Origin of the sequence: Thalassococcus sp. S3 (genome assembly GCF_004216475.1) — a bacterium.
Taxonomy (GTDB): Bacteria; Pseudomonadota; Alphaproteobacteria; order Rhodobacterales; family Rhodobacteraceae.
The window spans coordinates 2,486,586-2,513,282 of the sequence record NZ_CP022303.1 but is presented as its reverse complement, the minus strand read 5'-3'; the positions used below and the strand labels follow the sequence as shown (position 1 = coordinate 2,513,282).

The following is a 26,697-nucleotide window of genomic DNA, read 5'->3' as shown; positions in this document are numbered from 1 at the left end:
TGTTGGCTGTGGTATAGCGGGCGCGCCTAGCGCAAGCCATCCTCTCCCTTCACGTTCCAAGCTTCCAGCCCGCCCATGCGGCTGTGCACCCGCCCGCCGCAGGACATGGCGAGGGCAAAGACGATCTCGTCGGCCTTTGGGCCGTCGGGCAGGCCCACCTCGATCCCGTCAAAATGGCTGCGCACATAGGCGGCGTTGATATGGCCCAACGGAATGTCGAGGCGCGCACCGATGCCGCCGCGTTTCATGCAGGACGGCACGATCGCATTCGATTGCCCCAAAAGCCCGCGCATCGCATAGCCACCGGGCACGTGCCACAGCGCTGCATGCTCCAGCTCCCCGGCCTCACCGACAATGGCCCCCTTGCCATAGCCGTCGATAGCGTCCTTGCCGCCGAGGGCTGCGATAAGGCGCATGCTCATCTCATGCCCCAGAGGTTTGAGATCTTCCATAGCAGGTTGCAGGTCGGGTTCATAACGGCCTGCGAAGGGGTTCGTTACGCAAGCGAGGACTGCCCCCAGACGGCGCGGCGTGTCGGGGGCGGGACCGCCGTCGTGATGCACCTCTTCCACGATAAGCTGCATTTTGCGGATCATGAAGTCAGGCATAGAGGGGCTTTCTGTCTTAAGGGTGTTGTAACAAGGCGCGTGGTACCCTGAAGGTTTAGGGACGCTTCGGCGATCAGGCCCTGGTCCGCAAGCGTTTTTGCAAAGTCCGCGCCACGGGAAAGGGCTGCGGCTATCTCTGCACCTGTCAGAGGGCCGACATCAACGGTCACCGGACGATCCCCCAGATCGCTATCGGGGGACAGGATACGGGCAGGGCGGCGTGAAACGGTCGGGTGCCCGGGCAGGTCGACCGCATTGGCGATCAGCGTCGCGGCAAGGTCGGCCATCGCCGCCGATGGAGCGGCGACGGTCACGGCATCGGCAATGCCCAGAGAATGGCTGCGCCCCTGCCAGCCGGAGGTGGCGAGGCCCCGCACGCCGCTGGAGGCGGTGATGCGGATGGAACCGGCGGCAGAGGCGGCGGTCAGGTCTTCGCCGGGGGCCAGATGAAAGGCGATGTCGCCGCCGTTGTTGGCATAGGCCTTGGGAACGTCATGGCCTTTCAGGGCGGCGGAAAGCACTTCATCCGCCACAGCCCCGGCCACGGCGGCCATGGGGGTGACGAAAACGCTCCGAACGCGGCGCGCGGCCTCCGCCATGCACCTTGCCGTGGCGCCCTGAAACGCGGTGCCATTCAGCGGGCGGCGCAGGCCGGGAAGTTCGGCGACAAGCTCTTCCAGTACGGTTTGGAAGCGCGCCGTGGCCTGAGCGTAGCAGGCGTCGCGCGCAGGACCGAAGACCTCCAAGATGAGGTCGATGGGGCCGTGATGCAAATGCAGCCTCCGGCCATCCGGCAGCAGATGCGCTTGCGGGGACTGCATCAGGAGCCCGATCCCACGACACGGGCCGACGCGCCGTATTCGCCGCCCGTCTCCAGAATATCGTCCAGATCACGGATGGCCGCGCCATGGCCGCCGAGCCGGACATATTCCTCACGTGGCACCGTGAATTCGAGGGGCGCGACAAGGGCAGGCGTCGGCACGTAGCCAAAGGCCCCGTCGGGCAGCAATGTGACATCGGCCATGATCGTGATCCCGCCGCCCGGCCAGATATAGACCGGCGCGCCACCACAGGTGACGCGGGTCATCTCCTCATGAACGGAGCGGGTCAGGTGGATTGGGTTGCGCGTCACACCCGAGCGAAGGGAACCACCGGCCCCGCCCATGAAGAGGACGGTGCAGAGCGCTGGCTCGCAATTCTCGGCGATCAGATCGACGGAAGGTCGCAGCGCCTCGGGCATCGGCTGGGCGACGGGTTCCAGATCGTCATTCAGCACGTAATAGGCGAAATGTTCGCCGGTGGTGGAGACCATCAGAAGCGTCAGCCCCGGTCGTGCGCCCTTGGCCTCTCGCCACGGGCCAAGAATGGTCAGCGGATCGTCGATATCGGTGCCGCCCCAGCCCAGCCCCGGTTCGGCCACCTTGAAATAGCGCCCCGGAGTGGACCGGCGACCCAGGATGCGGATCCCGGTATCGGGCCAGTCGATCACCTTGCCTGCCTGATGTTCGGAGACGACGCCGGTGATGTGGTCGTCCACGACGACGACCTCGTCCACCAGCCCCTGCCACTGCGACGCAAACATCCCGATCGTGGCCGACCCGCAGCCCACGCGCATGCGTTCTTGGCGCTGTCCGTCCACGATGGGCGCAGCCCCCGCCTGAACGATCACGGTCGAGCCGCCGTCGATGCTCAACTCTACCGCTTCCTTGTTGCAGAGCCGCAGCAGCGCGTCGCAGGTGTTGCGACCTTCGGCCTTCGACCCGCCCGTCAGGTGGTCCACGCCACCCAGCGACAGCATCTGCGAGCCGTATTCGGAGGTCATCACGTGACCGATTGCCTCGCCACCCGCACGCACGGTCGCCGCTTCGGTGCCCAGATGCCGGTCGGTGTCGATTTTCACCTTCACACCGCAATAGGAGAAGATGGCCTCGGTCACCACGGTCACGCAATCCACGCCCTCGATCTCGCGGGAGACGATGAAGGGGGCGGGTTTGTAGTCGGGATAGGTGGTGCCGGCCCCGATGGCGGAGACCTGAACGTCGTCACCGCTGGCTTGTTGGCCGTCCCAGTCTGCTGCAAGGAACGGTTTGATTTCATCCCCCGCCGCAATGCGCCGGTCGAGGATCGTCAGAGGATCGCACCGAACGATCTGCCCGCCCTCATTGGCATAGCGGTCGCAGGCGCCGGTGCTGCCCTCGGCGATGTAGCACATGACCGGGCAGGCGTCGCAGCGGATTTTGGCGGGCGCGTTCATTGCGCCTCTCGGATGGCGCGGCGCAGGCGGTGGGGCAGGGCGGGCAAGCGGGTGATCTTGGCTCCCGACGCATGGCGGATGGCGTTCAGGATCGCGGGGGCGGTGGGGATGAGCACATGCTCTCCCAGACCCTTGGCGCCCATCGGTCCTTCGGGGTCGGGCTTTTCGATGAGGATCGAGGTTATGGGGGGCATGTCGCCCACCGTGGGGATCAGGTAATCGTGCAGGTTTTCGGTGCGCCCGGGCACGAACTCCTCCATCAGGGCGAGGCCAAGGCCCTGGGCGATGCCACCTTCGATCTGTCCTTCGGCGAGCATGGGGTTGATGACACGGCCCAGATCATGGGCGGCGGCAATGTGCAGGACGCGGGTCGTGCCGAGCGCCATGTCGACCTCGACCTCGGCCATCTGCGCGCCGTAGCCATAGACCGCATAGGGCGTGCCTTGACCATCGGCATCAAGTGCGGTGGTGGGCGGGTCATAGGACTCCTGCGCCGCGAAAACGTAGCCATTTACATCTGTCGCCAGCGTAGACAAAGCGATGTCGCGGCGTGTGCCGTTTTCCGCAACCGTCAGTGTGTCGGGAGAGAGGGCAACCCTCGCGCCGTCGCCCAGATTGGTGTGGCGCAGGATCGCAGCGCGCAGGGCCCGGCCCGCAGTCTCAGCCGCTTTGCCCGTGATATAGGTCTGGCGGGAGGCGGAGGTTTTACCGCAATCCGGCGTCAGCGCCGTGTCCGGGCCGATCAGATCAAAAGCGTCGAGGGGCAGGCCCAGCGCATCGGCGGCGATCTGCGTGATCACCGTGTTGGCGCCCTGGCCAATATCGGTGGCACCCTGATGCAGGCTGACGCGCCCCGCTGGCGTGATCCCGATGCGGATCGTCGACGGGTTGGGCAGGGCGGTGTTGCCGCAGCCATACCAGCAGGAGGCCACGCCAACTCCGCGCCGCACCTCTGGCGCGGTCGCATTATGGGCTACGGCCTCGGCCAGCGCACGGTCCCAATGCGGTTGCAGCGCTGCGAGGCATTCGGCAATGCCCACGCCCTGCAGAACTTGCCCGCAAGGTGTCGCATCGCCATCCCGCAGCGCGTTGAGGCGGCGAAAGGCGAGGCGGTCGAGCCCGCACGCCTCGGCCAACTCGTCATAGAGCGTTTCCTGACAGATCGCCGCCTGTGGTACGCCAAACCCGCGGAACGCGCCGGAGACGGGGCCGTTGGTGTGGATCGCCCGGCTGGTCGCGCGGTAATGCGGGGTCAGATACGGGCCGGAGGCATGGACCGGGACCCGTGTGGCCACGGTCGGCCCCCAACTGGAATAGGCGCCGGTGTTGAAATCGCCGTGGAAGGTCATCGCGGTGATCCGCCCGGTCTCGTCCGCGCCAATACTGGCAGTCATCGTGCCGGGGTGACGCTTGGTGGTCGACAGCATCGATTCCATCCGCGAATAGGCGATGTAGCAGGGCTTGCTCGTCTTCAGCACCGCAAGCCCCAGCAGCGGCTGGATCGACAGGTCGAGCTTGGAACCGAACCCTCCGCCCGCTGCGGCGGGGATGATGCGCACCTTGTCTGGCGGAAGGCCCAGAACCTTGGCCGTGTCGTCGCGGTCCATCATGGGCGCCTGCGTGCAGGCTTCAATCACCAGCGTGTCGCCTTCCATCCAGGCGGCCCCGGCCTCGGGCTCGATATAGGCGTGTTCGACATAGGCGGTCTCGACGGTGCCGGTGACCGTGTGGGCCGCCGCGGCGAGTGCTGTGTCGGGATTGCCGGTGGTGACACGGCCCCGGATCAGCGTGTTCTCCGGCCGGTCAACATGGAGTTGAGGGGCCTCCGGCCGGCCGCCGGTCTCTTGTGTCAGCGTGTGCTCAAGTGGCGTCCAGGTGACGGGGAAGGTGTCGAGGTCGAGAGGTTCCAGAATGTCGGGGTCGCCCACGATCAGCGCCACGGCCTCTCCCAGAAAACGCGCGGTGCCGGAGGCGAGGGCGGGTTGATCGGCAAGAGGTGGAATGACGGAGAACCGGTTTTCGCCGGTGATGTCCGAAGCTGTGAAAACCGCGTCGATGCCGGGGCGGGCGGCCCGCCAGGCGTCGATGTCGCCAAATGCAAAAGCGGCGTGAAAATGCGGCGCGCGCAGCACCCGGAGAAGCCGCGCACCGGGAGGGCGCCGATCCGCGCCGAACCGCTCGCTGCCATCGACCTTCGGCCCGCCATCGAGCCGGGGCACGGGGGCGCCGACGGACTGGCCTGCCTCAGGCACAGGCGCGGGAGGGGCGGGCGTGTGGGCGTCGCAGACGGCATCGAGGATTTTGCTGTAGCCGGTGCAGCGGCAGAGCACACCGCCCAAAGCATCCTCCGCCTCCTGACGTGTCGGTTGAGGCGTGGTGCGTAGAAGCTGCAAAGCGGCCATCAGCATGCCCGGCGTGCAGATGCCGCATTGCGCGGCGCCGTGGGCCAGAAACGCCGCCTGAAGGCTGCGCAGCATGTCGTCGTCGGTCCGCTCCAGCGTCTCGACCCGTCGCCCTTGCGCTTGCGCCAGCGGGGTCAGACAGGCGCAGTGCTGGGCGCCGTCGATGAGCACCGTGCAAGCCCCGCAATCGCCCGCATCGCATCCGACCTTGACGCTGGTCAGGCCAAGTTCGTCACGCAGCACCTCGGACAAACGACGACCTGGGTTCGACTTGACGCGATGTGGTGTGCCGGCGATGTCGAGCGTCAGTCCCGGTTGCTGAATGTTCATGCGGCCTCCTGTCCCTGCCGGTCGAGGGCGGTCAGGGTGCGGCGCATCAACTCCGCCGCACCGTCGCTGCGATAGGCGGCATCGGCCCGCACATCGTCGATGGGAGAGAGCGCGCCCGCGACAAGCGCATCGGTGATGACGGATGGATCCAAAGGCCGGCCGATCAGGGCGGCCTCCGCCTCCGGCAGTCGGGTCGCGACAGGGCCGCAGGAGCCGATGGCCAGCGCGGCCTCGGTCACGAGGCCATCGGTCATAACGACCCGCGCGGCGGTCATCGCGATGGAGATAACCAGATAGCGCCGCGCGCCGAGTTTCAGGAAATGGCTGGTGCCGGTCAGGGCGGCGTCCGGGATCAGAATGGCGGTGAGCAACTCGCTCGCTTCCCGCGCCGTGTCGCGCGGCCCCCGCAGGAATTCAGCCAGCGGCAGGACCCGGCGGGCTTTGGCAGACTGCAGTTCGACCTGCGCATCCAGCGTCAGAAGCGGGGGCACCCCATCCGCGGCGGGCGAGGCGTTACAGAGATTGCCCGCGATCGTGCCCCGGTTCTGGATCTGGGTGGCGCCCACCTCACGCGCGGCCAGTTTCAGCCCGTCGAAGGCGGGCGGCAGATCGGTGCGCAGAAGGTCGGTCCAGGTGGTCGTGGCGCCGATCCACAGCCCCTCCTGCACACGGGCGATCCCACGCAGTTCGGCCATCCCGGTGATGTCGAGGATATCGCCCGGCAGGCTCTTGCGCTCCGTCGCGGGGAAGAGATCGGTGCATCCGGCGGCAACCGTCAGGCCACCCGCCGCAAGCGCGTCGAGCGCATCGGTCAGGCGGTCGGGGCGGAGATACTGGCCGGCCAAGGGAGGCTCCCGAGATTGCTGGTACACAAGTGGATGTTGCGGGAGCTTGCTTTGCCTGTCAATAACGCGCCATGTCCGAGCGTTTTCCAAAGCCCGAGCTTTATCGTCTCACCGAGCAGGTGGGGTTCAACCTGCGCCGTGCGAACCAGAGGCACGTTGCGATCTTTGCCCGTCATGTGACGGGGCTCACACCCACGCAATTCGCCGCAATCGCAAGGCTTTACGAGCTGGGCGCGCTGTCACAGAACCGACTTGGGCGGCTGACGGCGATGGATTCCGCGACCATCAAGGGCGTCGTGGAACGTCTGGCGGGAAAGGGGCTGGTGCAGTCGCGGGCGGATGCCGAAGATCAAAGATTGCGCATCGTGGCGCTGACAGACGCCGGAAAGGCCGCGTTTCTGGAGGCGCACGATCAGGCCTTGAAGGCCCGGGCAGAGACGTTGCAGACGCTGACCGAAGAGGAAGCGGCGCAGTTGGAGGCGCTTCTGGAGAAACTGGTCTGAGGCTCAGACGCCCACATACTTGTGCAAAAGTGTGTCGTCGGCGCGCAAAGTGTCGGCCGGCACGACCTCCCGCCGATATCCGCTTTCAAGGAAAGCCACCCGGTCGGCGATGGAGAGCACCGCCTCGATCCGTTGCTCCACCAGGATCACGGCCACCCCGGCTTCGCGCATCTTGACCACCGCGTCCCGGATCAGCGCGATCATCGACGGTTGCAGCCCCTCGGTCGGCTCATCCAGCAGCAAGACCGACGGCTCGACACAGAGCGCGCGGGCGGTGGCGAGCATCTGTTGCTCGCCGCCCGACAGGGTCTCGGCCCGCTGGCTCATGCGTTCCCGCAGGCGGGGAAACATGTCGAGCACGCGTTCGCGGGTCTCGGCCCCCTTGCCACGGGTCATCAGGCCGATCTCTATATTTTCGGCCACGGTCAGTTCGGTGAAAAGCCGTCGCCCCTGAGGGATATAGCCGATGCCCCGGCGCGGCGCTTCATGGGCGGGCAGGGCGCTGATTTCCTCGTCGCCTAGCAGGATCCGTCCGGACGACAGCGGGACGAGCCCCATGATCGCCTTCATCAGTGTCGTCTTGCCCGCGCCGTTGCGGCCCAGAAGGCAGAGGATTTCACCCGGTTTCGCTTCCAGATCAACGTCATAGAGCACCCGGACAGGCCCGTATCCCGCGCTGACCCCCTCCAGCCGCAGCATCAGCCCGACCCCAGATAAGCGGCCTGAACGGCGGCGTTGGCGTGGATCTCGTCAGGTGTGCCGGTGGCGAGCGTTGCACCCTGATCCAGCACAGTGATCCGGTCGGCCAGCGCCATCACAACGGCCATGTTGTGTTCGATCAGCAGGATCGTCGTCTCCCCGCGCAACCCGTTGATGATGGTCTTGAACCCGTCGATTTCGCTTTCCGCAAGGCCCTGCGTCGGCTCGTCGAGGATCAGCAGGCGTGGCGATTGCGAGACGCCCATCGCGATCTCCAAAAGCCGCTGGTGGCCGTAGGACAGATCGCCTGCGATCTGATCGGCGCGGTCGGCCAGCCCCACACGGCCAAGCGCGGCCAGCGCAGGTGGCCGGTCGCGGCTGCCGAGCGCGAGGGCCACGTTGTCAAAAAGGCTGAGACGCGCATAGATCGCGGTGATCTGGAACGTATAGGCCATGCCGGCCCGGATGCGCTTGTGAGCGGGCAGGGCAGTGACGTTCTGCCCGTCGAACCAGACCTCCCCCTCGCTGGGCGGCAGGCGGCCTGCGACCATGCCGACGAAGGTGCTTTTGCCCGCGCCATTGGGGCCGATCAGGGCGTGGACTTCTCCGACCGGCAAGGCGAAATCGACGTGATCCACGGCGACGAGACCGGCAAAGCGGCGGGTCAGCGCGCGGGTTTCCAGAAGCGTCACGGCAGCCATGGGAACCACCGTTTGCGCAATTCTCCGGCGATACCTGCACGAGCGAAGAGGGTGAGAAGAACCAGCACCACTCCGACGATCAGCATGTAAGCGCTGGTCAGGCCGCTGGAATAGTCGATCAGGTAGAACATGAAGAGCGTGCCGATCAGCGGTCCAATGGTCGTGCCCGCCCCGCCCAGCAGAACCCAGAGCAGTGGGAAGATCGAGTATTGCACCGTCGCGAAGGTGGCGCCCACATAGCCGAAGAGAAGCGCATAGGCCGCACCCGCCGTGCCGGATATGGTGCCTGAGATCACGACGGCTGCGAATTTATGGGCAAAGACGTTATAGCCCAGCATCCGCGTCCGCTCCTCATTCTCGCGCACGGCGATCAGGACACTGCCAAAGGCCACATGCATCATGCGCGCCGTGATCAGCAGGGCCGCGGAAAAGAGCAGGAGTGCCGCCAGATACCGCGTCATCGGATCGGTGAGGTCGAGACCTCCGATGGTGCGCACGGCTTGCGGCAGCACGAACCCTTCGTCCCCGCGGGTCCATTCGCCGAAATAGAGGATGGTGAGAAACCCGGCCTGTGCGAACATCAGCGTGACGATCATAAAGGCGACCCCGATCGTGCGCAGCGCCAGAAGGGCTACGATGGCCGACAGCAGGGCGGCTGCGAGGATGCCGAGGACGAAGGCTGGTATGGCAGGAACGGACCCGTATTGCATCGCAAGGCCCAGCCCGTACATCCCGGCGGCGAAGAACATCGCGTGGCCAAGGCTCAGAAGCCCAGTATAGCCGAAAAGGACATTGTAGCCGATGGCGTAAGTGGCCAGCACCATGATCCGCGCGAGATTGCCCTGATGGTAGGCGGGCAGCACGAACCCCAGCACGAAGAGAAGCGCGATCAGGCCCAGATGCAGGGTCAGGGATTTGCCGCTATCGCTCACGCCGCTTTCTTTCCGAAGAGGCCCTGCGGGCGGAAGACCAGCACGAGCGCGACAAGAAGCGTGGCGAGGATCTTGGCCAGGGTGGGCGTGTAGAATGCCGAGATGATCCCGTCCGACAGCCCGATCAGAAGGGCGGCCACCACCGTGCCCCGGATGGAGCCGAGCCCGCCGATGATCACCACGATAAAGCTGAGAAGCAGCGGATCGCCCCCCATCAGGTAATGCGCCTGCTGGATCGGCACGATCAGCACGGCGGCCAGCGCGGCCAGCGCCGCGCCGAGGCCGAAGACCAGCGAATAGACCTTGCCCACCGGAATACCGAAGGCCAGCGCGGTGTCGCGGTCAAGCTGGGTGGCCTTCATGATCAGACCCACCTTGGTCCGCGACATCAGCACCCAGAAGGCCAGAAGGATTGCAATCGCCGCTCCGATCACGAAAAGCTTGTAGCTCGTCGTGCTCAGCCCCCAGGGGTAGTAGAGTTCAAGACCGCTCTCGCCAAACTCGAACCAGGGCAGGGCAATGCGGGTGTTGAAGGGGCCTTCGACCGGGCGTGCCTCCGGCCCGTAGAGCATCAGCGCGCTTTGCTGAAGGATGTAAAGAATGCCGATTGTGCCCACGATGGTCGCTTCGGGATCGTAGGAAACGCGTTTGAGCACAAGCTGATCGGCCACCACGGCAACGGCGCCCGCGATCAGCGGGGCCGCGATCAGTGCTGCGGCAAAACCCAGGGCGGGGTGACCGCCGATCTGGGTGGCCACGAACCACGACAGGACCGCGCCCAGCATGAAAAATTCGCCATGGGCCACGTTGACCACTCGCATCACACCGAAAACCAGCGACAGGCCAAGCGCGGTCAGCGCCAGCACCGCCGCGCTGACGGAGCCTTCGATGATGGCCAGCAGAAGGTGAGGTCCGAAATCCATGGAAAGCCTATAGGCCGGGACAGGGCTGCCCCGGCTGGAAAGGGTGAGCGATCAGAACGACATGGTCGTGTAATCGACCTCGTCCGGATAGAGCGTATCCTCGATAGAGGTCGTGTGGGCGAGCACCAGCTTGCCATTTTCCACGCGCGAGATGAATTGCTTGCCAAAGACCTGATGCGTCTTGCCGTTAAACAGCTTCGGCCCCTGCGGATGGGCGTCGCCCTCGGGCATTTCGGTCATCGCTTCGACAGCCTCGATCAGCTTTTGCCGATCCGAGGGGCTTTGATAGCCCGACGCCTCCATCGCGTCCTTGATGATGTGCAAAGTCTCCCAGCAGCCGAACATGTGCGCATAGGTCGACACGTCCTTTGAGTCGTAGACCGACGCACCGTTCGCATCGACGCCAACGGCTTCGCGGTAGCGCTTGTCATGGTCGGTCTGGTTGTCCTGCGCATAGCGCGGGTGACCTTCCCAGAAGTACGTCCCCTCCAGAAACTCCAGGCCCGGAGAGGCCATGTCCACGGCCTCCAGACTGTCGATGAAGCCGAAGATTTCCGGGCGGGAGGGGCCGAAGAACTCTCCCATCTCCTTGACGAAAGTCAGAACGGCCGGGCCGACCATCACGTGATAAATCACCTCCGTCTCGCGCGGGATGCGCGGGAAATACTTGGTGAATGACGTCTCGGTCGGCGGGATGGCGATCTGTTCCAGCACCTCGCCGCCCTGTTCGGCCATCGCTTCGGTAAAGAAATCCCGGTGATCGTGTCCGAAGGCGAAGTCGGGGAAGATCATCGTGACCTTCTTGCCAAGGTTTTGCGACACGAAAGGTGCCATCGCCTTGACCTGGCTTTTCACATCCGTGATGCCGGGCTGCAGCGTATAACGGTTGAGCGCGCCCGAAGCGACGTGATGGCCCTCGGAGACCACGAAGTAGGGGATCTTCAGCTCACCCGCAGCGGGTGCGGAGCCATAGACAACGTGGCTGAAAAGCGTCCCGAACGCCAGATCGCAACCATGCTGATTGGCGAATTTCTCCACCACCTCGGCCCCCCGCTTGGGGTCGGTGCCGTCATCCTCGGCTATGATTTCAACGGGACGTCCGTTGATGCCCCCCATGTCGTTGATGCGGTCCAAAGCGGCTGCGGTCGTGCGCCCGTACCAGCGCCCATAAGCGGCGCCGATCCCGGTGGAGTGCTGTTGAAACCCGATCTTGATCGGGGCAGAGGATTGCGCCTGGGCATAGCGGCCCAGAAGCGGTGAGGCCGTGAGCAGGCCGCCGGCAGCAGCCCCCTTCAGCAACGTACGGCGGGTCGTGTTTGTCTTGGTCATTTCAGTCTCCCTGTTCTTCAAAACAGCCCCGGATGTGCCCCCGAGTTGACAAAAGTTTGTTTGCATACATGCGTTTTGTCCAGAATTTTCGTGGCACATGGGCTCTGGCCCGGCGGCATTGGCTGAATTCTGAGGCGCCGGTCACGCGCCACGCGGGGCTGCCAGCAGCCAAAGGCCGAGGAACGTATAGGCCACCATGAAAGCCGAAAGCGGCGCGGTTGCCAACGCTGCCTTGCGTCCCGACGGAAAAAGATCCGTGGCCATCCGGTGGGCCAGCAGCACGGCCCAGACATGTCCGATCACCACCGCGCCAGCCTGTGTAAGCCAAATGATGCGGACGGTGTCCATATGGTTGAAAAAACCGGTCGTGACGTAGAACGGCGCCAGACCCAGATAGTCGGAGCCATCGGCCCAAGGGTCGCTGAGGGCGGCGAGCAGGTATTGGCCGTTGACCAGAAAGGCGGTGAAGTAATGCGCGATGTGGTAACCGAACGCGATCGGCAGCAGGCTAAGCGCGAGGCGGGAGAAAGCGACGGGGAAGTCCCGCGTGCTCTGCGTGATCCAGAGGCCCAGCCATACGGTCAGCGCGAAGGCAGCGATCAGCAGAACGATGGAGGCAACGAGACCCAGGATCGTCGGGGCCACCACGGCGGAGCGTCCGGGAAACTCCAGAGGGTTCACGCCGATCCTGGCGAGCCACCAGAATGTCTCGTTCAGGCCGTCGAAGCTGCCCGCACCCAGAAGGGTGAGCGCCAGAACGCCCGTGCTCACGGTCGGGGCTATGCCAAGGAGCCGCCAGCCCGGCGCACCAAACCCGCCATCGGGCCGCGCGCGGAACGGGGACAGCGCGCCGTAAAGACGAAAGAGGGCCGAAAAGACCTCCACCTGAGAAAGCCAGGCGGGGCCGAAGAGCACCAGGCCGAACATGGTGAAAAGCCAGTAAATGCCCACGAAATAGGCAAGCCGTGCCGGATCGTCGGGCGCGATATCGGCCAAAAGGAAGGCGCTGAAGAGGATGACAAGGGCCGTCGCAGGCCAGACACCAAGCGCTGCAGGCAGGCGCAGCGGTTGCTGTGGTGCGCCGATCAGGCGGTAAAGCCCGGTCCATGGATTGAGCCAGCGCCAGAGGTCTCCGAAGACACCCGCCAGCGTGACGAGCATGATCCAGAAGAACGTCCAGAAGACCAATGGCATCAGGTTGGACAAGGGATCGCGGGGACCGTTAAAGCCGACATAGATCAGAAAGACCAAGGCGATAAGCGACAGAAGGCTCGTGAAAATGCGCAACCGCTCCACCGTAGGCAAACGCATGCGGCGTGCTGCGAACAGTCGCTGCATCCTCTCCGCAGGGGCCGCGATCAGCACAAAAGCTGTCAGCGCGACCGCCGCGACGCCGGCTGCTGTGTAAACGCCAGTGGGCAGAAGCAACACAAAGCCCTGTTCGGCCACATGCGCGAGGGCCAGACCCGGCCATAGAAGGACCAGTGCCGCCTTGACGCAAATCACGATGTTCCGCACTCTCATGAGGCTTTGTAACGCGGAGCGTGTGGTTTGAAAGCGTCGATTGCGGTTCTTGTGCTGGCAGCCCTCGGCCTTGGCGGAGCCTTCCTGCTGCGCCCTCAAGGCGACGCAGATGATATTTTGCTGAGCGCTGCAACGGCAGCACCTCTGGAAGAGGGCGGGGCGGCGATCTTTCTGACCGTCGAGAACAGGGGCACGCCGGATCGCATTATCTCGGTTTCAAGCCCCCTCGGCGATGTGTCGCTTTACAGCCCCGAAGCGGAGGATGGCATCCCGGCGCCCAGCGGTCTCTCGGCCTCACTGGCGGCGGATGGCGCCCATCTGAGGCTGTCGGGGCTCAGCACCGATCTGCAGTACGGCCAGCTGATCCCGCTGAGCCTCAGGTTCGAAGAGGCTGGCGAGGTGACGACCAAGGCCCGCCTCATCGACCCGCAGAAACAGGGCGGCGCGCAAGAGGTCGGCCTGTTCGGTCTGGGAGATATCTGTCGGGTGGGCGAGGGCGAGCCTGCGCCGAAAATCGCCTTGTCGGTCCATGAGGGGGTGGAGGGCTGGCGGATCCGGGTCGAGGCGGAGGAGTTCGAGTTCTCGAAGGACTTTGCCGGGCTCTATCACGTGCCGGGCATGGGACACGGGCATCTCTACGTTGGTGGCATGAAGTTGGAGCGTCTTTACAGCAACGAGGCCAGCATCGGGGCGCTGCCCAAGGGGCGCCATGTGGTGCGCGTGACGCTGAACACCAACGACCACCGCGCCTATGTCGTGGATGACGCGCCGGTGACCGCGATGGCTGTCATTGAGGTTGACTAGCTCCATAGACCCGCGCTTTTATTTGTATACCAACAAACTGCGCGGGACGACATGGCGACCAAAGGCGGGATGATCGGCGTCGATGTCGGCGGAACCTTCACGGATCTGGTGATGCTCGACCCCGAGACGGGGGCGATGCGGCTGGCCAAGACACCCACAACGCTCGACAATCAGGCATTCGGCGTGATCGCGGCTTTCGATGCGGCCGATGTTGCGATGGAGGAGGTGGGTTTGGTCGTTCACGGCACCACCACGACGACGAATGCGGTGCTGGAACGCAAGCTGGCGCGCACCGGCCTGATCACCACGATGGGGTTCCGCGACGTGCTGGAACTGGGCCGGCGGACCCGGCCTCAGGCTTACGGGATGAAAGGTGTCTTCACCCCGATCATCCCGCGCGATCTGCGTCTCGAAGTGCCCGAGCGCATGGATGCGGCCGGAGAGGTCGTCACCAAGCTGGACGAGGCGGCGGTCGAGGCGGCGGCCCGGCAGCTTTTGCAGGCAGGATGCGAGGCGGTGGTGATCCATTTCCTGCATGCCTATGCCAACCCGGTCCATGAGCGGCGCGCGGCAGAGATCGTAGCCAGCCTCTGGCCCAACGATTACATCACCATGGGCCACGCCCTCTTGTCCGAAACGCGGGAGTTCGAGCGTGGGGTGACGGCGGCGGTGAATGCCTCCGTCCAGCCGCTGCTCGAACGCTACGTCGCGCGGCTGCGCGCGGAACTGGCGGGCCGGGGCTATGGCGGCGACGTGCTGGTGATGAACGGCAATGGCGGGATGGTCTCTTCCCGCCTGGTGGCGCGGGAGGCGGCCAAGACGGTGATGTCCGGCCCCGCGTCTGGCGTGATGGCCGCCGCCTATACCGGGCGCCGGGCGGGGGAGTTGAACCTGCTCACCTACGATATGGGCGGCACCTCCACGGATGTGGCGCTGATCCGGGGCGGGCGGCCTTCGGTCTCGAACGAGATCGAGGTGGAGTATGCGATGCCCATCCATGTCCCGATGGTCGACGTGCGCACGGTGGGCGCGGGCGGAGGGTCCATCGCGCGGGTCAATGCGGCGGGGCTTCTGGAGGTCGGGCCGGAAAGCGCGGGCGCCGATCCGGGGCCGATCTGCTACGGAAAGGGCGGCACGCATCCCACGATTTCGGACGCCAACCTGCTGTTGGGGCGGCTCAACACCGACAAGCTGAACGCGGTCAAAGGGGGCGTGACACGGGACGATATCGCAGAGGTGTTCCGGCGCGACCTTGGGACGCCTCTCGGCCTTGACGCGATCGAAGCGGCGGAGGCCGTGATCCGCGTGGCCAACGCCAAGATGGCGGGGGCCATCCGCATGGTGTCGCTGTCGCTGGGGGCCGATCCACGCGATTTCGCGCTTTTCGCTTTCGGGGGCGCCGGCCCGCTTCACGCGGCCGCTCTGGCGCGCGAATTGGGCGTGCCGCGTGTGCTGGTGCCCGCACGTCCGGGGATCACCAATGCGCTGGGATGCGTGGTGGCCGATCTGCGCCATGACTTCGTGCAGACCGTGACGGTGCCCCTGGATCTGGCCGATATCGACGCGCTCCATGCCGTGTTCGCAGCCCACGTGGCCGAGGGGGAGCGTCTGCTTGCGCTGGAAGAGGTCCAGATGCGGCGCGTCACCCATACGTTCAGCGCGGATATGCAATTCGCCGGGCAAAGCCATGTCGTGCGCGTGCCTCTCGACGATGGCACGCCTTCGCGCGAGGTCCTGCGCGCCCGGTTCGAGACGGTCTATTGGGACCGATTCAAGGTCAACCTGCCCGAGATCCGGCCCGTTGTGGTCAGCCTCAATTGCTCGGTGATCGGTGAGCGGGAGGAGATTGATCTGGGCGGTCTGATCGACCCGTTAGAGCGCCACACAGTCGCCAAGCCCGCATCCCACCGGCCCGTCGTCTTTGACGGGAGGACGCTGGAAACGCCTGTCTATTGGCGCGACCACCTGCCCGAAGACGCGATGATAGAGGGACCCGCACTGATCGAGCAAATGGACACAACCATCCTGATCCCGCCCGGCGACCGGGCCGAAGGCGGTACCGATGGCAACCTGATCCTGCATATCGGAGGTGCGGAATGACCCTCGATCCCATCACCCTGTCGGTCATTCAGGCGGGCCTTCAGCAGGTCTGCGACGAGATGGATCTGAGCTTTTCGCGCGCCGCCTTCTCTCCGGTCATTGCAGAGGCCAACGACCGCTCCGACGGGATCTATGCCGCAGAGGATGGCGCGCTGATCGCGCAAGGGGCAGGCGGTCTTCCGGTCTTCGTGGGCACGATGCAGTACTCTACCCGTACCCTGATCGAGATGATCGCGGCAGGGCAGGTCGCAGCCCCCAGGCCCGGTGACATCTACATCGTGAATGACCCCTATCTGGGCGGCACCCATCTGATGGATGTCCGCTTTGCTCGGCCCTTCCACCGCAACGGAGAGATCTTTTGCTGGCTCTCCAATACCGGCCACTGGCCCGATACCGGCGGGGCGGTTCCGGGCGGTTTCTCGGCCTCCGCCACCTCGGTCGAACAGGAGGGGCTGCGCCTGCCGCCGGTGCGCCTTTTCAAGGAAGGTGTGCTGGATCCGGAAATCTACGCCATCATCTGCTCTAACATCCGCGTGGCCGATCAGCGGATCGGCGATGTGAAGGCACAGGCCGCCGCCTTGCAGGTGGGCGAGGATCGGCTGAATGCGCTTCTGGACCGCTACGGTGACGACACCGTGCACGCGGCCATCGCCGAGTTGCGGGCGAGGGCCTCGCAGCAGATGTCGACGCTGATCGACGAGATCGCGGACGGCACCTATCGCTCCGTTGCCTGGATCGACAGCGATGGTGTGGTGAACGAACCGCTTGCCATCCGGTTGGCCATCGAAAAGACCCCGGGCCACCTGCGGTTCGATTTCGCCGGCAGCAGCGCGCCCTGCGCGGGGCCGATGAACTCGGTTCTGGCAACGACCCTCTCCTCGGTTTACCTCGCCATGCGTCATATCTTTCCCGAAGTGCCCATCAGTGCGGGGGCTTTCGAACCGCTGGAGGTGATCCGGCCCCAAGGCACTTTCCTGGATGCACATTATCCCCGCCCGGTCTCCGGCTGCGCGGCGGAGGTGAGCCAGCGCATCGCCGAGGCGGTCTTTGCCGCCCTGGTCGAGGCGCTGCCTGACCGGGTGACAGCGGCCCCTGCGGGGACGAGCGGCAACTTCGCACTGGGCGGGCATGATCCGGAGCGCGGGCGGGATTTCGTGATGTACCAGCTTTCGGGCGGTGGCTATGGCGGCAATGCCGACCATGACGGGCTGGCCAATGGCTGTTCGACCATCGGCATCTCCAAGGCGCCGCCGGTCGAGATCATGGAGCAGAACTTCCCCGTGCTCTACCACCGCTATGCGCTGCGCGCAGGGTCCGGCGGAGCGGGCAAGCATCGTGGCGGTCTTGGACTGGACTATGAGATCGAGTTGCGGCGGGGCACCGCACGGGCAAGCTTTGTGATGGACCATGGCCGGTTCGGCCCGCAAGGCGCCCTGGGCGGCGCGGATGGCGCGCCCAACGAGGTGGAGGTCTGGCGCGGAGGTGAACGCTTCGTGCCGGAGCATCTGTCGAAAGAACAAGACATCCCGCTGAACGCAGGGGACCGCGTGCGGGTGCGCACTCCGGGTGGCGGAGGTTATGGCAAGCCCGAAGAGCGTGATCCGAAACTGATCGAGGAAGACCGGCGGCTGGGTCGGTCCTAAAGACGGATGGCCTCCGCCTCTTCGGTCAGGCAGAGGGTCTTGACCGACAAGGCCGTGCCGTCCCAGTCGAAATAGCGCAGGCGTATCTCTCCCAAAACGCCGTATCGGGGCGTCCCTTTGGGGTGGTCTGCAAATGCCGCCAGCGTGGTCGGGATCTGCGCGGTCACGGCTTCCGCTGAAGAGACCCGCGTTGTGCCGAATATCCGGGTGACATCGGCATGGACATGGCCGCAATTGATCTGCAGGACGGGATGACCTGCAATGACCTCCTTCAGCGCCTCCCCGCCGGTGAAGGGAAAGCCATCCATGAAGGGCAGGCCCATGGGGCAGGGCGGGTGATGCATGAAGATCAATGTGGGCGGTTCCGTCAGGCGCGCCCGCAGCCAGTCCAACCGGTTCTCGCAGAGCGCGCCCGCCGTCTCCCCTTCGATCACGCTGTCGAGGCCGAGGCAGGTCAACCCGGCGATACGCACCTCCTGCTGCAGAAAAGGCCCGCTCTCCCAACGCTGATCTGGGAAGGCCGCCCGCATCGCCGCGCGCCCGTCGTGATTGCCCGGCAGCAGGCAGAGCGGCGCGGTGAGCCCGGCTAGAACCTCTGCCGCAAGCGCGTATTCCTCGGCACCGTCCGGTCCCAGCCCCAGCTCCACCAGATCTCCGGTATGGATTACCAGATCGGGGGCCAGCGCGTTGACACCCTCGACCACCCGCGCCAGCCGCGCGGCGTTGTCCACCTGGTCCTTCCACAGCGTTCCGGCCCGGGTCACATGGCTGTCGGTGATCTGCACGATGCGTGTCATGGTCTGCTCCGATTTACACATTGCTGTCTTATCCCGCGCCTATGCTGACCCGGATGACCACCACATACCCGGAGCTTTCTGTAATGAATATGACGACCTCCGCCCTGGCGCTGTGCGCGGCCCTGGCCCTGGCCCCCGCCGTGCTGGCTCAAGAGACTGTAACGATCGGAATGCAGCAGGAGCCGACGGTGCTCGACCCGACGGTGGATGCCACGGCCTCCATCGACGGGATCACCGCGCATAACATCTACGAATCGCTCACCACCGTGTCCGAAAGCGGAGAGATCCTGCCCGCGCTCGCCGAAAGCTGGGAAGTGTCCGAGGACGGGCTGACCTACACATTCAATCTGGTGGAGGGCGCGCTGTTCCACGATGGCAGCACCTTTGATGCCGACGATGTGAAATTCACCTTCGACCGGGCCATGGCCGAGGACAGCGTGAACCCGTCCAAGGGTATCTTCGAGCCCATCGCGTCCGTCGAGACGCCGGATGCGGGCACCGTGGTGATCACGCTGTCGCAGCCGGATGCGTTTTTCCTTTTCAACATCGCGCAGGGCGATGCCTCCATCGTGGCGCCGGAGACGGCGGAGACCAACACGACCAACCCCGTGGGCACCGGCCCCTACCGGTTCGACAGCTGGACGCGCGGCGACCGGCTGACGCTGGTGGCCAACCCGGAGCACCGCGATTACTCTGACGCGGTCATCGACACCGTCACCATCCGCTTCGTCGCCGATCCCGCCGCTGCGGTGGCCGCGCTTATGGCCGAAGACATCGACGCCTTCCCCGGCATGCCCGCGCCCGAGGTGCTGGAGCAGTTCAAGGCCGACCCACGCTATGACGTGGTCGTAGGCACCACGGAAGGCGAGGTGATCCTCGCGCTGAACAATTCCCGCCCGCCCTTTGACGACATCCGCGTGCGGCGGGCCGTGAACCACGCGCTTGACCGCGAGGCGATCATTCACGGCGCCTATTTTGGCTATGGGGAGCCCATCGGGTCGTTCTTCCCGCCCCACCATCGTTCTCACGTGGATCTGACGGACATGTACCCGCATGATCCTGCCGCTGCCCGCGCGCTGCTGGAAGAGGCGGGGGCCGTGGGGACGGAAGTCACCCTGCGCCTGCCGCATTTCCCGTACGCCAAACGGTCGGGGGAGATCATCCAAGCCCAGCTTGAGGCTACGGGCTTCGAGGTGAGCATCGAGAATGTCGAATGGGCCTTCTGGATCGGAGAGATCTATTCCAAGCTCAATTACGACATGACCGTGATCGCCCATACCTCGCCCAACGACCTGGGCAATTTCGCGCGCGGGCCGGAGTATTTCTACGGCTACGACAATGCCGAATTCAACGCGCTGTGGGAGGCGATCCGGACTGAACCCGATCCGGAGAGACTGGATGCGCTGCTGAAAGACGGTCAGCGTTTCGTAGCCGAGCAGGCGGTGCATGGCTTTCTCTTCCAGCTTCCGAAACTAGGTGTCTACCGGACGGGTCTGTCGGGCTATTGGCAATCCTCGCCGGTCCTCTTCTCCCCACTGAATGAGCTACGGTGGGAAAGTTAAGGCCTGACGGGGCGGCGCGCGCCGCCCCTATATCTCACATATGACCCTTTTCCTGCTGCGCCGCTGCGCGACGCTTCTCGGCACGCTGCTTCTGGTGTCCCTCGTCGTCTTTGCTGTGATGAACGTGTTGCCCGGAGATCCCGCCTTGGTGATCCTCGGGCTCGACGCCACGCCCGAGGCGGTGGCGGCCCTGCGCGAGGAGCTGGGGCTGAACGATCCGTTGATCCTGCGGTATCTGAGTTGGATCGGTGGGGCGGTGTGGGGCGATTTCGGGGTGAGTTTCAGCTTCGATCTGCCCGTCTCCGTCCTGATTGCCGAGCGGCTTCCGATCACGCTGGCGCTTGCCGGCATGGCGACCGTGCTGACGGTCAGCGTTGCTTTGGCCCTTGGGCTATTCGCCGCCAGCCGGCATGGCCGGCCGGGTGATTGGGGGATCATGGTGCTCAGCCAGTTGGGCATCGCGATCCCTGCCTTCTGGCTGGGCATGCTGCTGATCCTGCTGGTCGCCGTGCAGTGGCGTCTGCTGCCGCCCGGCGGTTTTCCGGGCTGGTCCGATCCGGTTCAGGCGATCCGTGCGCTGATCCTGCCCACAGTGGCATTGGCCCTCGTGCAATCCGCGATCCTGACGCGCGTCGTGCGCTCGTCGGTGCTGGAGGTCATGCGGCTCGATTTCGCACGCACCGCGCGGGCCAAGGGGCTTAGCCGGGCCGCGATCTTCCGTCGGCATATCCTGCCCAACGCGCTGGTGCCGATCATCACCATCGTGGGCATGCAGGTCGCGAACCTCGTCACCGGCACCATCGTGATCGAGAATGTCTTTTCCCTGCCGGGCCTCGGGCGGCTGGTGTTTCAAGCGATCTCCAACCGCGATCTTTACATGGTGCAAGCCCTTGTCCTGCTCTTTGCCGCCGTCGTCGTCATCGCCAACTTCCTCGTCGATGTTGCCTATGCGCTGATCGACCCCCGCCTGCAGGAGCGTCTGTCATGAGACCACCCGTCCTTTTGGGCGGCGCGCTTGTCGCTCTCGTGGCGCTCACAGCCGCGATCTCTCTGGTCTGGACCCCGCATGACTATGCCGCCATCGACGTGTCAAACCGCTTGCATCCCCCTTCTGCCATCCATTGGCTGGGCACCGATCAGTTGGGCCGCGACATCGTTTCGCTGCTGATGGTGGGCGCGCAAAGCTCCGTCCTCGTGGCGTTTCTGTCGGTGGGGCTGGGCGCGCTGATCGGGGTTGGGCTGGGCCTTATCGCTTCGGCGCAGGGCGGCTGGGCCGAAGAGGGTCTGATGCGGCTCACCGACGTTGCCATCGCCTTCCCAGCGCTTTTGTTCGCGGTCATGCTGGCGGCGATCTACGGGCCGTCGCTTGAGATTGCGATCCTCGCCATCGCCTTCGTCACCATGCCTGTCTTTGCCCGTGTCGCCCGGGCCAGCGCCAATCAGGTCTGGTCGCGCGAATACGTGCAGGCCGCGACCGTGGCGGGGCGCACCAAGCTGGGCATCACCTTCGACCACGTCCTGCCGAACATCGCGCCGATCCTTCTGGTGCAGGCCACCATCGAGTTCGCCATCGCTATCCTTGCCGAAGCGGCCCTCAGCTATCTCGGCCTTGGCGTGCAGCCGCCGACACCGTCATGGGGCCGTATGCTGGCCGAGGCGCAGACGTTCCTCTATTTCGCGCCCAGCCTCGCCATCTGGCCCGGTCTTTGCATTGTTATCGCCGTCATTGGCTTCAACGTGCTGGGCGACGGGCTGCGGGATCTGGCCGATCCCCGTCTCAGGGGGCGGCGGCCATGAGCCTGCTTGAGATCAGCGACCTGACCGTCGCCTTCGAGGCCGGGCAGGCCCTGCGCGCGCTGTCGCTGTCCGTCGGGGCTGGAGAGCGGATCGGGCTGGTCGGCGAAAGCGGGTCTGGCAAGACGATGGCGGGGCTGGCCGTCATGGGCATGGTGCCCGAAGCGGCCAATGTGACCGGAGAGATCCGGTATGACGGCACGCCGCTCCACCCCCGGCAGATGGCACCGCTCAGAGGGCGGGAGATCGCGATGATCTTTCAGGAGCCGATGACGGCGCTAAATCCGCTCCAGACCATCGGGCGCCAGATCACCGAGCCGATGATCTGGCACGGCCTCGCCAAGGGCCGCGCCGCACGGGCGCGGGCGCTGGATCTGCTGCGCGAGGTCGACATGCCGGACCCGGAGGCGCGGCTGCGCCAATACCCCCATCAGCTTTCGGGCGGGCAGCGGCAGCGGGCGATGATCGCGCTGGCGCTCGCCTGCGGGCCGCGTCTGGTGATCGCGGATGAGCCGACGACAGCTTTGGATCCGGTCAGGGCCGAACAGATCCTCGACCTGCTCGCCCGCCTGTCGCGGGAGCGGGAGATGGCGCTGATCCTGATCAGTCACGACCTGACGGCGGTGGAGCGGAGCGTGGAAAGGCTTGCCGTGCTTTATGCAGGCGACAAGGTAGAAGAGGGGCCGGTGGGGCAGGTCCTATCCGCGCCTGCGCATCCTTATACGCAAGGTTTGGTCGCCGCACGGCCACGGCTGCGCCTTACGGGTCCGCGACACAAGCTGCCGACGATCCAAGGCGTTGTGCCGCCGCTTGCGGAACTGGGGCAGGGCTGTCGGTTCCACGGGCGCTGCCCCATCGGGACCGATGCCTGCCTGCAAGCGCGCCCCGCGCTGATCGAGGCCGGCCCGAACCAGCGCGCCGCCTGCATCTGCATGGGGGTCGACGCATGAGCGCGGCGCTCGAATTCAGCGCCGTGACCCGCGCTTACAGGCTGCCGCGTCGCAAACTGTTGGAACCTGCGCCGGTGCTGACGGCGGCAGATGCCGTCTCTCTCAAGCTGGAGGCCGGGGCAACGCTGGGGCTGATCGGCGAATCCGGCTCCGGCAAATCCACCCTCGCGCGTCTCGCCGTGGGGCTGGAGCGGCCCGATGCCGGGCAGGTGCTGATCGCGGGGCAGGACATATGGACGCTTTCGCCTGCCGAGCGCCGAAAGGCCCGCGCAGGGTTTCAGATGGTCTTTCAGGACCCCATGGGCTCCCTTGATCCACGCCGGGCGGTAGATGTCTCGGTCGCCGAGCCGCTGATTGCCACAGGTCTGTCACGCGCCGACCGGCTTGACCGGGCTCGCGGCACGCTGGCGCAGGTCGGCCTTCCCGATGCGGCGGGGCGGTTCCCGCATGAATTCTCCGGTGGCCAGCGCCAGCGCATCGCCATCGCCCGCGCCATCGTGACCGAACCCGCGCTGATCATCGCGGATGAGCCTGTCTCCGCCCTCGACACCTCCGTTCAGGCGCAGATCCTGAACCTGTTGATGGAGGTGCAGGACCGCACGGGCGCCGCGATGCTTTTTATCAGCCACGACATGGCGGTCGTATCCTCTATCTGCGATGAGGTGGCGGTCATGGCGCGCGGATCGTTGATCCGGCGCGGCCCTGTGGGCGAGGTGCTGAGCGGCCCGGCAGAGGATATCCTGGCCGGGCGCAGCTAGAGGTTCTCTTTCAAGAGTGTCTGTAACGGACGCAACCGGCGCATCGCTTCCATCACGCGGGCCAGCAATTCGCGGTTTGGATCAGGGTCGATCCCGACGCCAAGAATCAGGCTCTTGCGTTTGAGATGCTCGGCATGGGGATGCTCCTTATCGTAAGGCGAGGGGACCCGTTTCAGCGGGTCGGCCCCCCAGGTGCTGAGCGTGGCGCCCGTCTCTTCGATCACCGCATCCAGATCGTCGCCGTGCTTGTCGACGAACGCACGGAATTTCGTCAGCTCTTCACCTTTCATCGACGGGATACCGCTCAGCAACTCAAACGATGTGGGCGATGAGGCAAAGAAAAAGCCCGGCGTCATCGGCCCGCCATCCGTCGCCTCCCAATAGATGTGCAGATGGGTGTTGTAGGGCGTCTTGTCCTTGGAAAACCGCACGTCACGGTAGATGCGGAAGACCTTGGGCTTGTGCGACAGTCCCGTCTCGCGGGTGATCTCCTCGGCGGCGATGGTGGCGAACAACTCGGCGGGCTTGCGGATACTGTCGGTGAAATGGGCCTTGCGCTCTTCGAACCATTCGCGATTGTTGTTCTCGGCCAATTCTTTGTAGAACACGTTGGCGTCCAAGATCATCTGGCTGAAGCCTTCGGGCTGGGTCATCTCTTGGGTCTCCCGTTTTCAGGGCATGTAGGCCCCGCCGTTGATATGCAAGACCTGACCGGTCATGTACCGCGCCGCATCCGACAGCAGAAAGAGGATCGGGCCGGTGACATCCTCGGCCTCAGCGATGCGGCCCAGCGGGATGGCGCTGGCATAGGCGTCGAGGTCCAGATCCAGCGCGCTGTCATCCACGGGCCGTCCCGTGCCGCCGGTCAGAAACGCAGTGTTCACGGCAGAGGGGGCCACGCAATTCACCCGAAGCTGCGGCGCGCATTCGAGGGCGAGTTGCCGTGTCAGCGCCGCGATCCCCGCCTTGCTGACCGCATAAGGCCCAAAGCCGGGCCGCGCGTAATGGCCAAGGCCGGAGCCTGTGAGCACCATCGCACCACCGGTCTGAATCCGCGGCGCAAAGGCCTGTGCCGCGTGGAAGGCCGACGTGAGGTTGCCGGTCAGCACGTTCTCCCAGACCTGCGCATCCTGTCCCAGGACGGGTCGGGAGGGCGCAGTGAAACCACACAGGTTGACCAAGCCCGCAAGGTCTTCTGGGCAGTCCGCCGCCGCCTCGGCCAGTGAATGCGGATCGGTTGCGTCCACGGGGATGCAGGGGATGTCGGGAAATCCGTGATCGGCGATGCTGTCAGGCAGATCAAAGACCAGCGGCGCATAGCCCGCATCTTGGGCTGCTGAGAACAGCGCACGCCCGATCCCGCCGCAACCGCCCAGAATGGCGAGGGTGCCGCTCATTCCGCGCGCTCCAGCCAGGCGACACTCTCGCGGGCTGCAGCAAGCGCGGCCTCGGCGCTGTCATGAACAAAGGACAGATCCGGCCCCACACCGCCCCAGCCGCGCCCATCCTCCGGATCGCGGCGATATTCGCGGAACGCAAAACGGCCCGCGTCATCGCGCAGGATATCGACGCAGCGCATCTCGCCCTCAGCGTTGATCGAACGAACCACGACCGGTTTCATCCCGTCACGCGCCGGGGTCGTGCCGCGGATTTCGCGGCGGCCAGAACATGGCTCGACATCACGCTGGCCGCCCAGTCGGGCGCGCGGGCGCGGAAGGCGTCGACCAGTTCGCGGTGATGGCGGGCGGAGCGGATCAGGTCGTGTGCGGCATAGCTGTGATAGGTGCGCGAGACGATGCCGACATCGACCGCCATCGACAGAACCGCCATCAGCCGGGGGGACTGCGCGGCCTCGGAAATGATCCGGTGAAAGGCGGCGTTGATCTCGGAAATCCGCGCATAATCCGCATCGGTTTGTGGGGGAGAGAGCGCCTCCATCTCCGTTGTCAGCCGGTCCAGCTCTTCGATCTGCGCCGTGCTGGCCAGCGTGGCGGCACGCTCGGCGGCGTAGCATTCCAGACGGCGGCGGATCTCGAAGATCTGGTCCAGCTCGTCCTCGGGAAAATGCGCCACGCGGGTGGAATAGCCCTCTCCGCGCTCGGCAAAGCCTTCGTGGATCAGCCTTGTGATCGCCGCGCGCACCGGCGTACGCGACAGGCCCATCTCGCTGGCAAGGCTTTGTTCTTTCAACCGGGCGCCATCGCCCAGATCGCCCGACATGATCCGCGCACGGATCGCCTGATAAGCCAGTTCGGCCGCGGGTTGTTTGGTATCGCCGTCCATCATGCCGCCTGCGGGGCCGGGAAGCCCCCGGCTTTCATCACCTGTCCGGGCACGTCATGACCCAGTTGCGCCTCCAGCCATTCGGCGGCGGCGATGGCGGTGTCAAGCGACACATTCGTGCGCACGCCGGAGCGATCGAGCATATAGACCAGATCCTCGGTCGCGATATTGCCCGTCGCGCGCGGGGCGAAGGGGCAGCCACCCACACCGCCGAGGCTTGCATCGAGACTGCGCGCGCCCGCCTCCAACCCCGCCCAGGCATTGGCGATGCCGGTGTTGCGGGTGTTGTGCAGATGCAGACGGATCGGGATATCGGGGAAGGCGCGCCGCACCGCGCCGACACGCTCTGTCACATCCCGGGGGGTGGCCACGCCAATCGTGTCCGCCAGCGCCAATTCAAATGGCTCATGCACCATGCAGGCCTCCACCACCTGCATCAGGCGGGCGAGGGGCACCTCGCCTTCAAACGGGCAGCCAAAGGCGGCGGCCACCGTCACCGCGACCTCGATCACGTCCGCTGCCTTGCGAATATCTGAGAAGGCCGCGATGCTCTCCTGCGTGCTCACGCCCTGGTTCTTGCGATTGAAAGTTTCCGAGGCGACCACGACGAAATTCGCCTCATCAAGTCCCGTGGCAACCGCCCGGTCAAACCCCCTCCGGTTCAGCGTCAGCCCCATATAGCGTGCTCCCCAGTCGCGGGGCAGGCCCGCCACTACGTCCTCCGCATCCGCCATCTGGGGCACGCGCTTGGGATTGACGAAGCTCGTCACCTCCATCCGGCGAATCCCTGCATCCAGCGCCATCCCGATCAGATGCAGTTTCTGTGCCGTCGAAAGCAGCGTTTTTTCGTTTTGTATCCCGTCTCTAGCAGAAACTTCGATAATTTCACAAAAATCGCTGGTCATTCTGTCGCACCTCCTTAATTTTGTATACCAAATAGGATGATCACCGGATCG

The 26,697-nt window shown here is 65.1% G+C and carries 26 protein-coding genes; 9 read left to right on the top strand and 17 right to left on the bottom strand.

The genetic code is table 11. The features are described from left to right. Nucleotides 1-26 precede the first annotated feature (26 nt). Genes CFI11_RS12435 through CFI11_RS12415 form a run of 5 tightly spaced genes read right to left on the bottom strand, consistent with a single transcriptional unit; the run spans nucleotide 27 to nucleotide 6,439 of the window. Nucleotides 27-608 carry an amino acid synthesis family protein gene (locus CFI11_RS12435; RefSeq protein ID WP_130406386.1) on the bottom strand — a complete coding sequence of 194 codons (582 nt, stop codon included), beginning with the start codon at nucleotides 606-608 and terminating at the stop codon, nucleotides 27-29. Then, nucleotides 593-1,429, bottom strand: a complete 837-nt coding sequence (locus tag CFI11_RS12430) for a UPF0280 family protein (protein WP_130406384.1) — start codon at nucleotides 1,427-1,429, stop codon at nucleotides 593-595. The genes CFI11_RS12435 and CFI11_RS12430 overlap by 16 nt, the downstream gene beginning before the upstream one ends. Continuing rightward, the gene (locus tag CFI11_RS12425) at nucleotides 1,429-2,862 is read right to left on the bottom strand and encodes a 6-hydroxynicotinate reductase (RefSeq protein WP_130406382.1); all 1,434 of its coding nucleotides are present in this window, start codon (nucleotides 2,860-2,862) and stop codon (nucleotides 1,429-1,431) included. Before CFI11_RS12425 ends, CFI11_RS12430 begins: the two co-directional genes overlap by 1 nt. Further along, the gene (locus tag CFI11_RS12420; RefSeq protein ID WP_130406380.1) at nucleotides 2,859-5,594 is read right to left on the bottom strand and encodes a molybdopterin cofactor-binding domain-containing protein; all 2,736 of its coding nucleotides are present in this window, start codon (nucleotides 5,592-5,594) and stop codon (nucleotides 2,859-2,861) included. Before CFI11_RS12420 ends, CFI11_RS12425 begins: the two co-directional genes overlap by 4 nt. Beyond that, on the bottom strand, nucleotides 5,591-6,439 hold the full coding sequence (locus CFI11_RS12415) for a xanthine dehydrogenase family protein subunit M (RefSeq protein WP_130406378.1): 849 nt from the start codon (nucleotides 6,437-6,439) through the stop codon (nucleotides 5,591-5,593). Before CFI11_RS12415 ends, CFI11_RS12420 begins: the two co-directional genes overlap by 4 nt. 71 nt (nucleotides 6,440-6,510) lie before the next feature. Between CFI11_RS12415 and CFI11_RS12410 the strand changes: the two genes are divergently transcribed. Further along, complete coding sequence (locus tag CFI11_RS12410; RefSeq protein WP_130406376.1) at nucleotides 6,511-6,942, top strand: MarR family winged helix-turn-helix transcriptional regulator; 432 nt, start codon at nucleotides 6,511-6,513, stop codon at nucleotides 6,940-6,942. Between the two features lie 3 nt (nucleotides 6,943-6,945). Here CFI11_RS12410 and CFI11_RS12405 read toward each other — a convergent pair whose 3' ends face one another. The 6 genes from CFI11_RS12405 to CFI11_RS12380 form a co-directional block, all read right to left on the bottom strand. Further along, a complete protein-coding gene (locus CFI11_RS12405) occupies nucleotides 6,946-7,641 on the bottom strand; it encodes an ABC transporter ATP-binding protein (RefSeq protein WP_130406374.1) in 696 nt (231 codons plus the stop codon). Next, the gene (locus tag CFI11_RS12400; protein ID WP_165390391.1) at nucleotides 7,641-8,333 is read right to left on the bottom strand and encodes an ABC transporter ATP-binding protein; all 693 of its coding nucleotides are present in this window, start codon (nucleotides 8,331-8,333) and stop codon (nucleotides 7,641-7,643) included. The genes CFI11_RS12405 and CFI11_RS12400 overlap by 1 nt, the downstream gene beginning before the upstream one ends. Continuing rightward, a complete protein-coding gene (locus CFI11_RS12395) occupies nucleotides 8,330-9,274 on the bottom strand; it encodes a branched-chain amino acid ABC transporter permease (protein ID WP_174843504.1) in 945 nt (314 codons plus the stop codon). The genes CFI11_RS12400 and CFI11_RS12395 overlap by 4 nt, the downstream gene beginning before the upstream one ends. Beyond that, nucleotides 9,271-10,197 (bottom strand): branched-chain amino acid ABC transporter permease, encoded by a 927-nt coding sequence (locus tag CFI11_RS12390; protein ID WP_130406370.1) that lies wholly within the window; start codon nucleotides 10,195-10,197, stop codon nucleotides 9,271-9,273. Before CFI11_RS12390 ends, CFI11_RS12395 begins: the two co-directional genes overlap by 4 nt. A gap of 51 nt (nucleotides 10,198-10,248) precedes the next feature. Continuing rightward, the gene (locus CFI11_RS12385) at nucleotides 10,249-11,526 is read right to left on the bottom strand and encodes an ABC transporter substrate-binding protein (RefSeq protein WP_130406368.1); all 1,278 of its coding nucleotides are present in this window, start codon (nucleotides 11,524-11,526) and stop codon (nucleotides 10,249-10,251) included. A 141-nt stretch (nucleotides 11,527-11,667) separates the two neighbouring features. After that, entirely contained in the window at nucleotides 11,668-13,050 is a 1,383-nt protein-coding gene (locus CFI11_RS12380) for a hypothetical protein (protein WP_254448911.1), read from the bottom strand. A gap of 27 nt (nucleotides 13,051-13,077) precedes the next feature. Here CFI11_RS12380 and CFI11_RS12375 point away from each other — a divergent pair, with 27 nt between their 5' ends. The 3 genes from CFI11_RS12375 to CFI11_RS12365 are packed head-to-tail and all read left to right on the top strand — an operon-like array spanning nucleotide 13,078 to nucleotide 17,597. Continuing rightward, on the top strand, nucleotides 13,078-13,854 hold the full coding sequence (locus CFI11_RS12375) for a copper chaperone PCu(A)C (RefSeq protein ID WP_130406366.1): 777 nt from the start codon (nucleotides 13,078-13,080) through the stop codon (nucleotides 13,852-13,854). 51 nt (nucleotides 13,855-13,905) lie between these two features. Beyond that, nucleotides 13,906-15,954: a hydantoinase/oxoprolinase family protein gene (locus tag CFI11_RS12370; protein ID WP_130406364.1), complete on the top strand. Its 2,049-nt coding sequence runs from the start codon at nucleotides 13,906-13,908 to the stop codon at nucleotides 15,952-15,954. Then, a complete protein-coding gene (locus CFI11_RS12365) occupies nucleotides 15,951-17,597 on the top strand; it encodes a hydantoinase B/oxoprolinase family protein (RefSeq protein WP_130406362.1) in 1,647 nt (548 codons plus the stop codon). Before CFI11_RS12370 ends, CFI11_RS12365 begins: the two co-directional genes overlap by 4 nt. Here CFI11_RS12365 and CFI11_RS12360 read toward each other — a convergent pair. After that, nucleotides 17,594-18,394 (bottom strand): phosphodiesterase, encoded by an 801-nt coding sequence (locus CFI11_RS12360; protein ID WP_165390249.1) that lies wholly within the window; start codon nucleotides 18,392-18,394, stop codon nucleotides 17,594-17,596. The genes CFI11_RS12365 and CFI11_RS12360 overlap by 4 nt on opposite strands. A gap of 83 nt (nucleotides 18,395-18,477) precedes the next feature. Here CFI11_RS12360 and CFI11_RS12355 point away from each other — a divergent pair, with 83 nt between their 5' ends. From CFI11_RS12355 to CFI11_RS12335, 5 genes are read left to right on the top strand one after another with little or no spacing between them, the layout of a single operon-like run. Then, complete coding sequence (locus tag CFI11_RS12355; RefSeq protein ID WP_130406358.1) at nucleotides 18,478-19,956, top strand: ABC transporter substrate-binding protein; 1,479 nt, start codon at nucleotides 18,478-18,480, stop codon at nucleotides 19,954-19,956. 40 nt (nucleotides 19,957-19,996) lie between these two features. After that, nucleotides 19,997-20,944, top strand: a complete 948-nt coding sequence (locus CFI11_RS12350; protein ID WP_130406356.1) for an ABC transporter permease — start codon at nucleotides 19,997-19,999, stop codon at nucleotides 20,942-20,944. Next, a complete protein-coding gene (locus CFI11_RS12345) occupies nucleotides 20,941-21,753 on the top strand; it encodes an ABC transporter permease (RefSeq protein WP_130406354.1) in 813 nt (270 codons plus the stop codon). The genes CFI11_RS12350 and CFI11_RS12345 overlap by 4 nt, the downstream gene beginning before the upstream one ends. Then, on the top strand, nucleotides 21,750-22,700 hold the full coding sequence (locus CFI11_RS12340; protein ID WP_130406352.1) for an ABC transporter ATP-binding protein: 951 nt from the start codon (nucleotides 21,750-21,752) through the stop codon (nucleotides 22,698-22,700). Before CFI11_RS12345 ends, CFI11_RS12340 begins: the two co-directional genes overlap by 4 nt. Then, the gene (locus CFI11_RS12335; RefSeq protein ID WP_130406350.1) at nucleotides 22,697-23,458 is read left to right on the top strand and encodes a dipeptide/oligopeptide/nickel ABC transporter ATP-binding protein; all 762 of its coding nucleotides are present in this window, start codon (nucleotides 22,697-22,699) and stop codon (nucleotides 23,456-23,458) included. The genes CFI11_RS12340 and CFI11_RS12335 overlap by 4 nt, the downstream gene beginning before the upstream one ends. On the opposite strand, the gene CFI11_RS12330 is transcribed toward CFI11_RS12335, so the two are convergent. From CFI11_RS12330 to CFI11_RS12310, 5 genes are read right to left on the bottom strand one after another with little or no spacing between them, the layout of a single operon-like run. Further along, nucleotides 23,455-24,111, bottom strand: a complete 657-nt coding sequence (locus tag CFI11_RS12330) for a DUF2461 domain-containing protein (RefSeq protein WP_130406348.1) — start codon at nucleotides 24,109-24,111, stop codon at nucleotides 23,455-23,457. The genes CFI11_RS12335 and CFI11_RS12330 overlap by 4 nt on opposite strands. Nucleotides 24,112-24,129: 18 nt before the next feature. After that, complete coding sequence (locus tag CFI11_RS12325) at nucleotides 24,130-24,855, bottom strand: SDR family NAD(P)-dependent oxidoreductase (RefSeq protein ID WP_130406346.1); 726 nt, start codon at nucleotides 24,853-24,855, stop codon at nucleotides 24,130-24,132. Beyond that, nucleotides 24,852-25,079, bottom strand: a complete 228-nt coding sequence (locus CFI11_RS12320) for a hypothetical protein (RefSeq protein WP_130406344.1) — start codon at nucleotides 25,077-25,079, stop codon at nucleotides 24,852-24,854. Before CFI11_RS12320 ends, CFI11_RS12325 begins: the two co-directional genes overlap by 4 nt. Further along, complete coding sequence (locus tag CFI11_RS12315; RefSeq protein WP_254448910.1) at nucleotides 25,076-25,741, bottom strand: GntR family transcriptional regulator; 666 nt, start codon at nucleotides 25,739-25,741, stop codon at nucleotides 25,076-25,078. Before CFI11_RS12315 ends, CFI11_RS12320 begins: the two co-directional genes overlap by 4 nt. After that, nucleotides 25,741-26,646, bottom strand: coding sequence for a hydroxymethylglutaryl-CoA lyase (locus tag CFI11_RS12310; RefSeq protein WP_130406340.1), 906 nt, complete (start codon nucleotides 26,644-26,646; stop codon nucleotides 25,741-25,743). Before CFI11_RS12310 ends, CFI11_RS12315 begins: the two co-directional genes overlap by 1 nt. Nucleotides 26,647-26,697: the final 51 nt, after the last annotated feature.